Source organism: Tenacibaculum larymnensis (assembly GCF_028829235.1).
Taxonomy (GTDB): domain Bacteria; phylum Bacteroidota; class Bacteroidia; order Flavobacteriales; family Flavobacteriaceae; genus Polaribacter; species Polaribacter larymnensis.
In genome coordinates this window covers 104,778-119,271 of sequence record NZ_JAIWJY010000001.1, presented here as the reverse complement: position 1 = coordinate 119,271, position 14,494 = coordinate 104,778, and the positions used below count along the sequence as shown (strand labels likewise).

Below are 14,494 nucleotides of genomic sequence, written 5' to 3'. Positions count from 1 at the left end.
AGAAAATGGTCTTTTACTCTCTCCTAAAAACGTCTAAATAATCAATTAAATTAATTTCACCAAGATCTTTTATAGGAGTAAATATTTTAGTTGTTAATGTTTCTTCTCCAAAAGGGTTAGGAAATGAGCCTTTTCCAGGCATTTTGTTTCTTATAGTTGCAACAAATGGATTTTTTAAAACCTCTAACTCATTTTCTGTTTTGTTTATTTTTCCTTCTTTTTTTAGGTTTTTAGTTAATCTAGTGATGTCAATTGAGAGACCGTGTTTTTCAGTGAAATAAATTAACCAAATTAATTCAAAAGCTGATGAGTTTAAAATAGCGTTTTCCATTTCTGATAAAAATATATTAAAAATGTAATTCTCATTAATTAACCATTCGTTTTCTGGATTTGAAATTAAACATTCAATTATTGATAGTACCTTACTCAAGGTTTTAGAAGATTCGTTTTTTAATATAAGTAATAGGCTAATTCCTTTTTTTATGTTTTGTCTTCTTACTTTTTCATAATTAGATGATTCTTTGGGAATGTTTATATTCTCAAAATCTATTTTTAACCTTTTATAAAGTTTTTTACTCGTATCGTTATCGATTAATTCACCTAGAAATTTTTCTAAAATACTTGTGCCTAAAAATTCACGATGGATTTGCAATGTTTTAAGGTAAGTGTTTTCGAAAACTTTAAAAGGAATGTTTTTGCTTTTAAATTTTTCACGTAATGAATATGTTTCATATTTAAGGGAGTGCTTACGATATAAGCTTTCAGGAAGCAATTCAACGGACGTTTTTTTTTCATTTACTTGCAAGTTAAACTCGTTTAAGACCTCAATGACGGTTCTAATAATCTTTTTACTGTCATTTTCAGATTGACATAAAAATCTATAATCGTCTTTGAATCTTGTTGCTAAGAAGTCAATTTTCAATTCTTTTAATTTACGTGTAATGACTTTGTCTCTTTCGGCTAGAATTATTTCAACTATTATATCGCTTAAAACGGGACCTACAGCTACACCATTTGTTCGTCTGTCATTTGCATATTGAAATAATTTGTCAAGTTTGGTGCCTAATTGAATAAAAGTTTTTGAATCCTTTAGTGCTTCATATCTATCTCCGACCCAAGCCCAAGAAATTGAATGCGTATAGACAGAATTATAGAAGTTTGTTATGTCTATTTTTGTTAGGAGTTTATATTTGTATGCTTCTGCTGATAAATCCTTTTCAGACATTTCTAGAAATTCGTAGATCATTCTTCCTGATCTTAGTTTACTACCATCTCTTTTTGGTATTGAGATAGGGAAGCTATATGAGTAAATTTCATTTTGATCATTAAATAAATGATCCATCAAATCGTTCCAATTTGAAATTAACTCTCTTACAATATCGTGATATATTTCAGGGTGAATTATTCCAAATGTTCTTTGGACTAACCCTGTTTTTGGAAAAGATATGTTAACTAGTTTTTTTGACTCCCAGTTATCATCATAATTTTTGTTTTCTATTCTTGAGTCTAATAATTTAAAACCACTTACTTTAAAGCATGGAGGTACTACATATGGCTCAGGGTAATAACCTATATTTAATATCCATTCAGCTATATTGTTTAGTGAACTACAATCCTTGGAGTTTTCATTAATTAAAGCTTTTGTTTCAGAAACATGTTTTTTTACAAGATTCATAGCGTGATTTTAAGTTTTATAGGATGAATAACTTAATATTAATAACGAATTTATCAAAAAGAAAATCAGAATCAAATAAAAAAGCAACCTCATTTGAGGTTGCTTTACTAGTTTTTATAGCTTGTTTCTAACAACATCCACCACCATCGTAATGATAGGTAGATTCTGAGAAAAATATATCGTCTCTTCCTAGCGCTTTTAAAGCGGCTGCTGTTTTCTCGCAAATCGCCAACGGTTGGTTTTTTAATAAGGTGTGTCCTGCGCCATCATCAAAATAGTCCTCATCACCAAAGTAAATTGCTGCTTTTCCTGTAAATACACAAGGTCCGTCAGCAGGCATCGGATCTTTAATTGCTGCTACTTCAATCGATTCGATATAAATCAATTCATCGGTAGGATAATTCTTAGGATCTAAAATTCTATATGGTTTACGCGCTCTTATTTCAATGGTTCCAAAACCAGCATCAGTCAACATTTTAACATATTCAGCAATAGGTAAACTTCCACTTAAGCATAAGGCACGCAAACGTTCATCGTTACGTAGCGTTTCGTTCATAGGTTGTTCACAGGTAGGATCGCTCATTACCAAACGTCCGTGAGGCTTCAATACACGGTACATTTCAGCAATGGCTTTTTTCAGTTCTTCAGCTTTAAAAATATTGAATAAACAGTTTTGAGCAGCCACATCAATCGAATTATCTTCTACAGGTAAGTGTAACGCATCTCCTTTTCGTAAATCAACAAACTCACTTTTAAACCAAGGGTTTTGAGCTTCTGCTTCAACGAAATTCTTTTCTGAAGCTTCTAGCATTTCATCTACCACATCGATTCCAATTACACCATTTTTTTGACGTGAGAAATATGTAAATTGGAGTAATTCCATTCCGCCACCAACACCTACATATAATATTTTAGGATTGTTGGTCAAATCGCGAGCATGCACGGTAGAACCACACCCGTAGTTCATTTCTTGCATAATTTTAGGAATTTTTAATCCAGGTAATTCCCAAATAGGATTTGTGGTACAGCACAACCCAACATCTGGAGTTAAGGCTGCTTCTTTATATACATCTTTAGTGGTTTCTAAGTAACTCATATTTTCAGTATTCAGTATTCAGTATTCAGTTAACAGTATGCTATTTTAGTGCATACTGAGGACTGTTTACTGCTAAACTATTTTTATCAATTCTTTAAAAAGCGTAATCATTTTCGGTTCTGCTTTTCCGGCAACTTCAATGATTTCGGTAATATCTACAGGTTGTAAGTTTTTTGGGTCACACTCATCAGTTAATACCGAAACGGCTGCACACGGAATGTTGAGTTGTTTTGCTACGATTACTTCAGGTACGGTACTCATTCCTACCGCATCTGCTTCTAAAATTTGTAACATTCTGTATTCAGCTCTGGTTTCCAATTGCGGACCTACAACACTTGCATATATTCCTTCTTTCAGGTCTATGTCGTTAGCTTTAGCAATAGCTTTCATTTGAGTATTCAATTTTTTTGAATATGGTTCTAGCATATCGGCAAAAATATTCCCAAACTCGTTTGCTCCTTTAAAGGCTAGGGGAGAACCTCCTTGTAAATTCAAGTGATCTTCCAATAGCATTAGATCTCCTTTTTTGTAAGATAGGTTGATAGCACCTGCGGCATTAGAAACTAACAAAGTTCTAATACCTAACGCATGCATGGTTCTAATACCGTAGGTTACTTCCCATAGGTTGTACCCTTCATACATATGAAAACGCCCAGACATAACCACCACCTTTTTGCCCGATAAGGTTCCGTAAATTAACTTTCCGGAGTGAAATTCTACAGTTGCTTGTGGGAAGTGTGGAATGTCAGCATACGAAACTTCTTGTTCAATGGTTATTTCATCTACTAATTTTCCTAAACCTGTTCCTAAAACAATTCCTATTTCTGGGTTGGAAATTCCTTTATGTTGAAGAAATTCTTGTGTTTCTTGTAGTTGTTGTTTTTTTAGCATTTTAATATCGTGTTTGTCATTATGGGGAGTGACGGTTAGTTTAAAAATTGATTGAATACTGGGTTGTTTTTGATATCCTCAAAAACATCTACATCATTTAAGGTTTCTAACAAATGTACTGATTCGTTTTGTAAATCGTTCAACGTATCTTTTCTAACAGTTGAGGTTCCCCAGTCTTTATGTTGAAAAATGTTTGCATGAAGTTTTTTCATGCCCAATAGGTAATAACCACCATCTTCTGCAGGACCCATAACAACATCGTTTGAGTTGAGTTTTTTAAAAGCTTTATTGATGTGTTCGGAAGTTAAATCGGGCAAATCGCTACCAATAATCACTACTTTTTCATATCCAGTAGAAAATGCTTGTTGAAAGGCATTGTGCATTCGTATGCCTAAATCGTTTCCATCTTGCAGGTGCTTTTGATATACTGAAGCATCCCAAATATCATTTTCACGAACTTTTACTGAGTAGTACACAGCTTTGTCGCAAGATAAATTTTGGGTGACTTGTTTAGTGTGTTCTAATAAGAATTTATAAATATCTAACGCAGCTTTGTCTCCAGTTGTTTTAGCTAAACGTGTTTTTACCTTACCTAATTCAGGGGTTCTGGTAAAGATTAATAATAAGTTTTTACTCATAAACCTTTTCTCCTTTATGTAACCATTTGCTCCATTCTTTATTGAAGGCATGGACTTTTTCTGTAGGATTGTTTTGTAGATTAACAATTGTGTTTCCTTGGTTTTTCCATTCAAAAATACCACCATATAGGTTAAAAATGTTGGTAAAACCTTCTTTTTGTAGCTTTTCGGCAATGTCTTCTGAACGAATCCCTAAAGAGCAATACACCACAATTTTGGTGTTTTTGTTCTTCGGAAGTTTTGCTAAGGTATTTTCTAGGTTAAAAAAATCATAGCCAACACACATCGCGTTTTTAAGATGACTAACTTCAAATTCTTTGGGTTCTCTAGCATCTAATAAAATTGTATTGTCACCTTGAGCGGAGTCGAAAGGCTTTTCTTTTTGTAGTTCACTAATAGAAATATAGGGAACACTTTCAGTGTTATATTTTTTCAATAACTGTTGTAGGTTCTTTTGAGAAAAAGAATTTACGGATATTAAAAAGGAGAGAAAGATGAGGTTCTTCATATTAAAAGATATTCAATGGTGTTTGATAAAATCTATGGTGAATTAAAGTGATTACATCTCGATACAATTTTTCTTCCAAAATATCAGAAAAATCACTCGATGTGACACTATTTTACATTACTACATTTTTTTATTAATTCATTGAACTATGCTACTGTACCTTGACAACTACTTCCTGCACCAGCGGTACAACCATAACAGTGTTGATTGATAATAATATTCCTGTTTTGTAACAATGCTTCGTTATATTCAGAAATGTGTTGTGATTTGCTTGCTACTTTCAGATTTAACATTTGATTGAAATCACAATCATATAAATATCCGTCCCAACTTACCGATAGTGTATTGGTACACATGACATTTTCTACTGCCATCGGATTGTAGGCTTCTACTAATGAATACATATAGTCTTCATAATTTTCAGAAGCAATTAGGTAATCTAAAAAACGACTGATAGGTAAATTGGTAATGGCAAAAAGTGAATTAAAAGCGATATCAAAATCTTCTTTTAAAGCCTTTTTAAAATCAGCTTCTAAAGCTGCTTGATCTCCAGGTAAGAAAGCTCCTGATGGATTGTAGACTAAATCTAGTTGTAAACCAGTTCCTTCAATTCCGTAGCCAACCTCATTAAGCATTTTTAAAGCTTCTATTGACTTGTCGAAAACACCATCACCACGTTGTTTGTCGGTTTTTCCGCGAGTCCAATGTGGCATAGAAGAAACCACATGTACGTTATGTTTTTTGAAGAATTCAGGTAAGTCGTGATATTTTTTATTTGCTCTGATGATTGTTAAGTTAGAGCGTACAATAAAATCTTTAACTCCTGCTTTGGAAGCTTCTTCTACAAACCAACGAAAATTTGGATTCATTTCCGGTGCGCCACCAGTTAAATCTAACGTATGTGCTCCAGTTGTTCGAATTACTTCTAAACATTGTTCCATGGTTTCTTTGGTCATGATTTCTTTTCGATCAGGACCTGCATCTACATGACAATGTGCACAAACTTGATTACACATGTATCCTAAATTAATTTGAAGAATTTCTAATTTTTTAGGACGTAATGGAAACTGATTGGTTTCTTTTATTTTTTTGGCAAACGTAGGTAATTCGCCATTAGCAAAAATTCCGTTTGATAAGATTTCAAGCTGGCGTTGCGTGTTTGCTAAATCGTTGTTTCTAGATTTTAAAGATTTTTTCATCATCCTTCCTATAAAGCTGAATTTATTTCAGCTGCTCATTTCTATTGTTTTAATAATAAGAATACATCAAAAGTTGGGATAAGCGATTCACACAATTTTGAAAATCAAAATTGGTTCTCTGCTTACATTTCTAATTTATTGACTTTGTTCATCATTTGAACTCCGTGTACTAAGGTTGCTCCACTTTTAATAGCGGCTCCAACATGGATTGCTTCCATCATTTCGTCTTTGGTAATTCCGCGTTGTAATCCGTCTTTAGTATAAGCATCAATACAATAAGGACATTGTTCAGTATGTGCAACAGCCAAAGCAATTAAGCTTTTTTCACGTGCGGTTAAAGCACCTTCTTCAAAAACTTTTCCGTAATAATCAAAGAATTTGTTCCCTAATTCTTCACTCCATTCTGTTATTTTACCAAACTTACGTAAGTCTGCAGGGTCGTAATATGTTTTAGACATGTTTTTTATTTTTAGTAAACTACCTCGGAGCAAGTACACGAGGCATTTATTAATACTGACTTTAATTTCGAGGCAAGCTTCTAGGATATTTTGCCCTTTGGCGGTGCCAATAAAAAGTAAAAATACCAAATTGTAGAGATACTACCTTCCATTTAAAGACCAGTTATATTCTAAATAGCCAATCTTAGCTTTTTTATTGATTTTTACATTTGAATATTGATTCAAGAAGTCTATTAAACCACCTTTTTTAGTAAAGTCTCCATTGAACCATTCAAATATTTTAGAGAGCTGCACCTTGTTTTCAGAAATTTTATTCCTAGAAGGGTCATTCACAAAATTTTGCATTAATACTCTTGTTTTTGTCTCGTAATTATTTTCTGTAAAAGCATAGTTTGCTAATTTAGGGCAAGACTTTGAAGCACAGTTTACAGCGACATGAATTTTAGGGTCGTTATATTTTTTGCGAAGTATTTCGTGTTCTATTTGATTTAGGGTATATGTTGTACCGCCAACTTTAGCAAAAGGAATACTCCATGCGTCTTTACCTTTCTTTTTAATATTCATAATGCTTTTAAGAGGATAATTGTCTAAAATCAACTGAATAGTATAAGCATTATAAGCGTTAGCCCAAAAGGCTTTGACTTTAGCAGTTGACCAAGATTTTTGAGGTTTTGTTACAGCTAAATAATTTAAATAGGTTTGAAGTTGTGCTTCGTCTGCTTTAAAACCTTTATAATTTACATTTCCATTGGAGTCTACATGTTTTTTTAAAAGTGTATCAAAAACACTAGTTTGTGCAGGAGAGTGTAAGAAAAAAGTAAGACTACAAAGTAAAAATATCTTTCGCATGATTTCGATTTTGAAGTTTAGACGTGCGTTTGAAAGATACATTACAAAGAATATTTCTAAAAGCTTAGATACAAAAAAAGCCTTAACAAATAAATGTTAAGGCTTTTGTACTGAAGGCGGGACTTGAACCCGCACGGGCATTACGGCCCATTGGATTTTAAGTCCAACGTGTCTACCAATTCCACCACTTCAGCGTATGTGCTTTGTTAATGACTACTTTTAAAATGAAACCTCACTCATACAAGTGAGGTTTCTTGGTACTGAAGGCGGGACTTGAACCCGCACGAGCATTACGGCTCATTGGATTTTAAGTCCAACGTGTCTACCAATTCCACCACTTCAGCATACTCTTTTATAAAAAGGCTTGAGCGAAAGACGGGATTTGAACCCGCGACCCTCACCTTGGCAAGGTGATGCTCTACCCCTGAGCTACTTTCGCGTAGTCATTTTTTATTTTAATGAACGTGCATTACTGCGAATGCGGGTGCAAATATAACACCATTTTTTTAATTACAAAGCAGTTTTTAATTTTTTTCAATTTTAATTCCAATAAAAATTTATTGTGGTTCAATAAGAATGGAATATCTTTGCAGAAATTTTTTAAAATTAGAAGTGGATTCTGTTTCATCTGTACATACTAAAACTTCCATAAAATCAATAGTTAAAGACTTTAAACAGTTAACGAAAGTTGGGTTGTCAATTAGTGTGGTCTTTACTTCTATTACAGGATATTTATTAGGAGCAGAATCGATTAATTATACTACAATAGTTTTATTAGCTTTAGGAGGCTACTTAATGGTTGGAGCATCAAATGCTTTTAATCAAGTAATAGAAAAGGATATTGATGCCGTAATGCAACGCACAAAAAATCGTCCGTTACCTTCAGGAAGAATGTCTACAACTACAGCATTAATTATTGCTACTATTTTTACTATTGCCGGTATAGCTATATTATATGCAATTAATCCGAAATGTGCTTTGTTTGGAGCAATTTCTATCTTTTTATATACAAGTGCTTACACACCTTTAAAAGCAGTAACGCCTTTAGCTGTTTTTGTAGGGGCTATTCCTGGCGCTATTCCTTTTATGTTAGGTTGGGTAGCAGCAACAGGTAAATTTGGAATAGAAGCAGGATTCTTATTTATGATCCAATTTTTTTGGCAATTTCCACATTTTTGGGCAATAGGTTGGTTGCAGTTTGAAGAGTATAATAAAGCAGGTTTACACATGCTTCCTATGGATAAAAAAGACAAAGGTGCAGTAGTGCAAATTATTTTTTATACCTGTATTATGATTTTAATGTCGATCGCGCCTGTATTAAAGGTGACGGGAGACTTTTATATATATCCTATAACAGCAGTAATTATTTTATTATTAGGACTGATGATGCTTTACTATGGAATAGTATTATATAAAACACAAAAAAATACCGATGCTCGTAAATTAATGTTAGCGAGTGTCTTTTATATTACAATAGTGCCCATTATATATGTGGTAGATAAATTTTTACACTAATGAGTGAACAATCATTGAAAGAAGAATTAAAAGTAGCTAAACGTAAATCGGCTAAACCAATGTTATGGATTTCCATGATTAGCATGGTGATGTTTTTTGCAGGGTTAACAAGTGCTTATGTAGTTAGTATGAACCGTGAAGATTGGGTAACGTTTGATTTACCTCAAGCATTTTATATTAGTACTGTATTAATAGTATTAAGTAGTATTACGTTATTTTTCTCTCAAAAGTTATTAAAAAAGGATAATATACAAGCTTCATTTACTTTATTACTGATAACTTTAGTCTTAGGTTTAGGTTTTGTATGGTATCAATATGTAGGTTTTAATGAGTTAAAGGCTGTAGGGCTTTATTTTACAGGACCTGAAAGTACGGTGTCTACATCGTTTATTATAGGAATTACATTTATGCACGTTTTACACCTATTAGCAGGTGTGATAGTGCTTTTAGTCGTTATTTATAATCATTTTAAAAAGAAGTATTCTTCAGCCGATATGCTTGGGTTTGAACTCGGTGCAATCTTTTGGCATTTCGTTGATGTACTTTGGATTTATCTATTTTTCTTTTTCTATTTTATTAGATGATGAAAAATGCGTAATTTTGGCGCACTGATTTAACAAAAATTAACAATAAGAGATTTATGGGAGCAAATATTGCTGTAAATTCTGACAACAAGGAGACCTGGGGCGGAGGTGGTGTGAAACCATTTGGCGCTAGTTATGGTAAAATGATGATGTGGTTTTTCATCGTATCAGATGCATTAACTTTTTCGGGCTTTTTAGCAGCGTATGGTTTAACACGTTTTAAGTTTATCGATTCTTGGCCTATTGCTGATGAAGTATTTACACACTTTCCAGGATTGCACGGTGTACACGCACCGATGTACTACGTAGCATTAATGACGTTTATATTAATTGTATCATCGGTAACTATGGTGTTAGCGGTAGATGCAGGTCATAAAATGCAACAAAAAAAGGTAGCTTGGTATATGTTTGCTACGATAGTTTTCGGTTTGATTTTCGTTGGATCTCAGGCTTGGGAATGGAAAAACTTTATCAATGGTTCTTATGGAGCTGTTAAAACTACAGATAACCATATTTTACAATTTGTAAAAGACGGTCATCAAATTGCTTTAGCAGATTTTGTTCATAATGATAGAAAAGATGAAAGAGTTCAACATCAAAGAGAAAATGGATTGTGGTTTGAAAAAGAAGCAACAATTTCTCAATATTCAGTAGCTCAAGTACAGGAAGCTTTTAAAGCAGATCCATCTCTATTAATCAGAATTGAAAAAGTTAACCCTGAAACCAAACAAAAAATAATTTTATCAAGAGAAGAGAGTTTAGCTCAATTAGGAAAAGCTAAAATGGTTGTAGAAGGAGCAAATTTGCATGTAAACGAATATGGTAATCCAATTTTTGCAGACTTCTTTTTCTTCATTACAGGATTCCACGGGTTCCACGTATTCTCAGGGATAGTAATCAATATTATCATTTTCTTTAATGTTGTGTTAGGTACGTATGAGCGTAGAGGACACTATGAAATGGTAGAAAAAGTAGGTTTATATTGGCACTTTGTAGATTTAGTTTGGGTATTTGTATTTACCTTCTTCTACTTAGTATAATCAAAAAACAATAGTAAAAATGGGTCACGCACACGAATCAAATACAAAAAGAATTTGGATTGTTTTAGCAATCTTAACAATAGTAACAACAGTAGAGGTAGCTTTAGGTATTGTGAAGCCAGCAAGTTTACACTTGCATGGATGGGGTACTAGTTGGTTAAACTGGATATTCATTATCTTAACAATTGTAAAGGCATACTATATTGCATGGGCTTTTATGCACTTAGAAGGAGAAAAGCCTTGGTTCAGACGTGCTATCGTTTGGACAGCTGTCTTCCTAATATGTTACTTAGTAACCTTAGTGTTAATAGAAGGTGGTTACTTATACGATACATTAGCACCATTAGTAAAATGGTAATCATATAAAATAAAAATTAAAGGTGGTGTTATAACCACCTTTTTTTATACTTAAATTTATAATAAAATGGATAAAACAAAAAGAAATATAGTATTGTTTGCACTATTTATTGTGCCATTATTGTTTTATATATTTTTATCATTAGGAATCAATAACTTTGCAAAGTTACCTGTACTTACAGAAAATGTAATTGATATTTCTTCAATAAGTAAAAAGCATCAGTTTGATAAAAGAATATCAATAGTTACCTTTTTAGGAAGTAATGTAGAAGAGGCAAAAGGCGAATTGTTTAACCTTAATGAAAAGATTTACAAACCATTTTATGGATTTAAAGATTTCCAGTTAATTGTTATTGCTTCAAATAAATCTAAAGAAGATGTAGAAAAACTTCAGAAAGAAATAGGAGCTTTTACAAACATGATAAAATGGAACTTTATCTATGCAAGTGAAGCAGAAATTGAAGTATTGTACGATAGTTTTAAAACAAATCAGTCATTAGATAAAAACCTACATTCTTCAAAGGCTTTTATAATTGATAAAAAAGGGAGCTTAAGAGGAAGAACAGATGATGAGGATAGTGCAGGAGGTAAGTTGTTTGGTTATAATATGAAGTCTGTAGCTGAATTAAACAATAAAATGAAAGATGATGTTAAGGTAGTATTGGCTGAATATCGTTTGGCATTAAAAAAGAATAACGCAGATAGAGAAATTTAAGGAAGACTCACATGAAAAAACAAAATTATTCGTACATAGGTATTTCACTAATAGTATTGCTTTTTGGTATTTATGCAATTCCTAAAATTGTAGCACACTTCCAAACAGCTAATTTGCATAAATTCAATAAAGTGCCAGACTTTGAATTTATCAATCAAGACGGTGAAACAATCACTAATAAGGACTACGAAGGAAAAGTGTATGTAGTTGAGTTCTTTTTTGCCACTTGTCCTACTATCTGTCCTTTAATGAATGCACAAATGGTGGAAATTCAAAATGAATTTATGGGAAATCCGAATTTTGGGATAGCATCATTTTCAATTACACCTGAAATTGATACACCACATCAATTGAAAGAATATGCAAAGAATAACGGAATAAATCATAAAAATTGGCATTTATTAACAGGGAAGTCAGAGGATGTTGTATATGATTTATCAAATGAAGGTTTCAAGCTATATGCTGGTAAAGGAGAAGCGAGCCATGGTGGTTTTGAGCATTCAGGATTATTTGCATTGGTAGATAAAGATGGATATATCCGTTCTCGATATGATGAACACGGAAACCCAATTATGTATTATCGTGCTTTAGATGAGCATAATTTTGGAAACCAAATTAGTGAGTTAAAAGAAGATATTAAGTTATTACTTAAAGAATAACATGAGTACAGCAGAAGAAAAAAAATATAAAAAGTTTATTACTATAGTTTCTATTGTAATTCCTATTGCAGTAGCTGCTTTATTTGGGATTAAAATACCTAATGTAGAGCCATTGTCTTTTTTACCTCCCATTTATGCTAGTATAAATGGATTAACAGCAGTATTGCTTGTTGCTTCGGTAGTAGCAATTAAAAACGGTAAGAGAAAATTGCATGAACAATTAAATACTACGGCTATAATTTGCTCAGCATTATTCTTAGTAATGTATGTAGCGTACCATATGACTTCAGATTCTACTAAATTTGGAGGAGAAGGGATAATTAAATATGTATACTTTTTTATTTTAATAACTCATATATTATTATCAATTATCATTATCCCATTTGTCTTAATAACCTTTATGAGAGCTCGTTTGGGTAACTTTCCTGAGCATAGGAAAATTGCTAAAATTACATTTCCGTTATGGTTATATGTAGCGGTTACAGGAGTAGTTGTTTATTTAATGATATCACCTTATTATGTTTAAAAAGATTATACTTTTAATGTTTATTGCATTTTCGTTTGATGCTTCTGCACAATGTGCAATGTGTAAGGCAGTGATTGAAGGTGGTAATGAAACTATTGCTGAAGGAGTAAATAACGGAATTACTTATTTAATGGTGTTTCCATATATATTAGTCGGACTTTTATTTTACTTTATTTACCGTCATAAAAAGAAAGCTCAAAACTAGTATTCTTAAGTTAAGAATATTTTTTGTAACATTTCTCAGTTTTAGTCGTCATATAGTCGCAGTAAAAAATAACTTATCGTTTTTACACGTTAGGTTACAAAATTGTTTGCTAGTTTTTCTAATTAATAGAAAAGCAATATATTTCTACTTTTAGAAATATAAACTAACTGAGTTTAAATAAAAAATATTGATCTTTTGAAAACTAAAATTGCATTATTTGCAGCTATTTTCAGTTCTATAGCTGTTTTTTCACAAAAACAATGGACACTTAAAGAGTGTGTAGATTACGCTCTAAAAAATAACATTACAGTTAAGCAAAACCGCTTAAGCGTTCAATTAGCTGAAAAGGACGTTGAAATATCTAAAGGAAATTTTTTACCTGATTTAAACGCTTCTTCAAGTGCTGGTTTTAGTTCTGGTTTATCACCAGATCAAACAGGAGTTTTAAAGAATACACAAAACTTTAATTCTTCATTCAGTCTGTCAAGTAGAGGAACTATTTTTAACGGTTTCAGAAATCTTAACCAAAAAAAACAGGCAGAATTGAGTGTTAAAGGAAGTGAGTTGGATTTAGCAAAAATAGAAAATGATATTTCTTTAAATGTAGTAAATGAATACTTAAATGTGTTGTTTGCTAAAGAAAATTTAGAGGTTGCAACAGTTCAAGCTGAGATTAGTAAAAAGCAAATAGAAAGAGCAAGAGCTCAGTTTGAAGGAGGAGTAATACCAAAAGGAGACTTATTAAATGTGGAGTCTACTGCTGCGAATGATGTTCAAAGTGTAGTATTACAAGAAAATACTTTGAGCATAGCTTTACTAAGGTTAAGTCAATTATTGCAAATTCCTTCTAAAGATTTTGATGTAGCTGATATTGAAGTAGGCTCACCTTCAGCAGCATTATTATATGATAACTCAGATGTAGTATATGAAAAAGCATTAACTGCTTGGCCAGATATAGAAAGAGCAAAGTTAGATGTAAGCAACGCTGACTTAAATATTAAGTTAGAAAAAGGAGCTTACTTACCCAACTTGTCTTATTCTATAGGAGCAAGTAGTTCTTATTTTCACCAGTTTAATAACCTATTCCCAGGCCAAACTAATGAGTACTTTTTTAAGCAAACAAAAGATAGAATTAGATATAATATAGGTTTATCACTAAATATTCCAATCTTTAATCGTTTTCAAACAAAAAATAGGGTTACTAAATCTGTAATAAATAAAGAGGTTTCTCAGCTAGCTCTTGAAAATCAGAAATTACAATTACAACAAGAAATAGAAAGTGCTTATTTAGACGCAAAAGCAGCTGCTAAAACATATGAAGCAGCACAAGTATCATTAGAGGCTCAAAAGGAAGCCTTTAAAAATGCTCAAGTTAGCTATGACTATGGGTCAATGACTCAATTTGATTTCGATCAAGTACGTAATAGATTAGTGAATGCAGAAGGAGCAATGATTAGAGCTAAATACGATTATGTATTTAAAACGAAAGTATTGAAGTTTTACTACGGAGAGTCAATCGTTGACTAACTAAGAAAGATATATTTATTGTTGGAAGAGCCTTGTTAGAATTTTACTAATG

17 protein-coding genes and 3 tRNA genes are annotated in these 14,494 nt (G+C 32.3%); 9 read left to right on the top strand and 11 right to left on the bottom strand.

The genetic code is table 11. The features are described from left to right. Positions 1 to 13: 13 nt before the first annotated feature. The 11 genes from LCI24_RS00605 to LCI24_RS00555 all read right to left on the bottom strand — a co-directional run bounded on the left by LCI24_RS00605 (position 14) and on the right by LCI24_RS00555 (position 7,753). Positions 14 to 1,675, bottom strand: a complete 1,662-nt coding sequence (locus LCI24_RS00605; RefSeq protein WP_274638685.1) for an RNA-directed DNA polymerase — start codon at positions 1,673 to 1,675, stop codon at positions 14 to 16. Between the two features lie 127 nt (positions 1,676 to 1,802). Then, entirely contained in the window at positions 1,803 to 2,771 is a 969-nt protein-coding gene (gene arsM, locus LCI24_RS00600) for an arsenosugar biosynthesis arsenite methyltransferase ArsM (RefSeq protein WP_274638684.1), read from the bottom strand. Positions 2,772 to 2,843: 72 nt separating this feature from the next. Next, a complete protein-coding gene (locus LCI24_RS00595) occupies positions 2,844 to 3,662 on the bottom strand; it encodes a purine-nucleoside phosphorylase (protein WP_274638683.1) in 819 nt (272 codons plus the stop codon). A 35-nt stretch (positions 3,663 to 3,697) separates the two neighbouring features. Beyond that, a complete protein-coding gene (locus LCI24_RS00590; protein ID WP_274638682.1) occupies positions 3,698 to 4,300 on the bottom strand; it encodes a TIGR04282 family arsenosugar biosynthesis glycosyltransferase in 603 nt (200 codons plus the stop codon). Further along, positions 4,293 to 4,808 carry a rhodanese-like domain-containing protein gene (locus LCI24_RS00585; protein ID WP_274638681.1) on the bottom strand — a complete coding sequence of 172 codons (516 nt, stop codon included), beginning with the start codon at positions 4,806 to 4,808 and terminating at the stop codon, positions 4,293 to 4,295. Before LCI24_RS00585 ends, LCI24_RS00590 begins: the two co-directional genes overlap by 8 nt. A 146-nt stretch (positions 4,809 to 4,954) precedes the next feature. Then, positions 4,955 to 6,010: an arsenosugar biosynthesis radical SAM (seleno)protein ArsS gene (gene arsS, locus LCI24_RS00580; protein WP_274638680.1), complete on the bottom strand. Its 1,056-nt coding sequence runs from the start codon at positions 6,008 to 6,010 to the stop codon at positions 4,955 to 4,957. A gap of 119 nt (positions 6,011 to 6,129) precedes the next feature. Next, entirely contained in the window at positions 6,130 to 6,465 is a 336-nt protein-coding gene (locus LCI24_RS00575) for an arsenosugar biosynthesis-associated peroxidase-like protein (protein ID WP_099215110.1), read from the bottom strand. Between the two features lie 141 nt (positions 6,466 to 6,606). Then, on the bottom strand, positions 6,607 to 7,314 hold the full coding sequence (locus tag LCI24_RS00570) for a DUF547 domain-containing protein (protein ID WP_274638679.1): 708 nt from the start codon (positions 7,312 to 7,314) through the stop codon (positions 6,607 to 6,609). A 108-nt stretch (positions 7,315 to 7,422) separates the two neighbouring features. Continuing rightward, positions 7,423 to 7,508: transfer RNA gene (locus LCI24_RS00565), tRNA-Leu, on the bottom strand. A gap of 61 nt (positions 7,509 to 7,569) precedes the next feature. Continuing rightward, positions 7,570 to 7,658: transfer RNA gene (locus LCI24_RS00560), tRNA-Leu, on the bottom strand. A gap of 23 nt (positions 7,659 to 7,681) precedes the next feature. Beyond that, positions 7,682 to 7,753: transfer RNA gene (locus LCI24_RS00555), tRNA-Gly, on the bottom strand. A 137-nt stretch (positions 7,754 to 7,890) separates the two neighbouring features. Here LCI24_RS00555 and cyoE point away from each other — a divergent pair. The 9 genes from cyoE to LCI24_RS00510 all read left to right on the top strand — a co-directional run bounded on the left by cyoE (position 7,891) and on the right by LCI24_RS00510 (position 14,442). Beyond that, positions 7,891 to 8,829 carry a heme o synthase gene (gene cyoE / locus LCI24_RS00550; protein WP_274638678.1) on the top strand — a complete coding sequence of 313 codons (939 nt, stop codon included), beginning with the start codon at positions 7,891 to 7,893 and terminating at the stop codon, positions 8,827 to 8,829. Beyond that, positions 8,829 to 9,413 (top strand): cytochrome c oxidase subunit 3, encoded by a 585-nt coding sequence (locus LCI24_RS00545; protein WP_274638677.1) that lies wholly within the window; start codon positions 8,829 to 8,831, stop codon positions 9,411 to 9,413. The genes cyoE and LCI24_RS00545 overlap by 1 nt, the downstream gene beginning before the upstream one ends. Before the next feature lie 56 nt (positions 9,414 to 9,469). Continuing rightward, on the top strand, positions 9,470 to 10,453 hold the full coding sequence (locus LCI24_RS00540) for a cytochrome c oxidase subunit 3 (protein ID WP_274638676.1): 984 nt from the start codon (positions 9,470 to 9,472) through the stop codon (positions 10,451 to 10,453). 19 nt (positions 10,454 to 10,472) lie between these two features. Then, positions 10,473 to 10,811, top strand: coding sequence for a cytochrome C oxidase subunit IV family protein (locus LCI24_RS00535; RefSeq protein ID WP_125066519.1), 339 nt, complete (start codon positions 10,473 to 10,475; stop codon positions 10,809 to 10,811). A 66-nt stretch (positions 10,812 to 10,877) separates the two neighbouring features. Continuing rightward, positions 10,878 to 11,525: a hypothetical protein gene (locus LCI24_RS00530; RefSeq protein WP_274638675.1), complete on the top strand. Its 648-nt coding sequence runs from the start codon at positions 10,878 to 10,880 to the stop codon at positions 11,523 to 11,525. An 11-nt stretch (positions 11,526 to 11,536) separates the two neighbouring features. Continuing rightward, positions 11,537 to 12,184 (top strand): SCO family protein, encoded by a 648-nt coding sequence (locus tag LCI24_RS00525; RefSeq protein WP_274638674.1) that lies wholly within the window; start codon positions 11,537 to 11,539, stop codon positions 12,182 to 12,184. Position 12,185: 1 nt separating this feature from the next. Continuing rightward, complete coding sequence (locus LCI24_RS00520; protein ID WP_274638673.1) at positions 12,186 to 12,710, top strand: DUF420 domain-containing protein; 525 nt, start codon at positions 12,186 to 12,188, stop codon at positions 12,708 to 12,710. Between the two features lie 16 nt (positions 12,711 to 12,726). Next, positions 12,727 to 12,915: a hypothetical protein gene (locus tag LCI24_RS00515; RefSeq protein WP_274638672.1), complete on the top strand. Its 189-nt coding sequence runs from the start codon at positions 12,727 to 12,729 to the stop codon at positions 12,913 to 12,915. Positions 12,916 to 13,110: 195 nt separating this feature from the next. Beyond that, positions 13,111 to 14,442, top strand: coding sequence for a TolC family protein (locus tag LCI24_RS00510; protein ID WP_274638671.1), 1,332 nt, complete (start codon positions 13,111 to 13,113; stop codon positions 14,440 to 14,442). Positions 14,443 to 14,494: the final 52 nt, after the last annotated feature.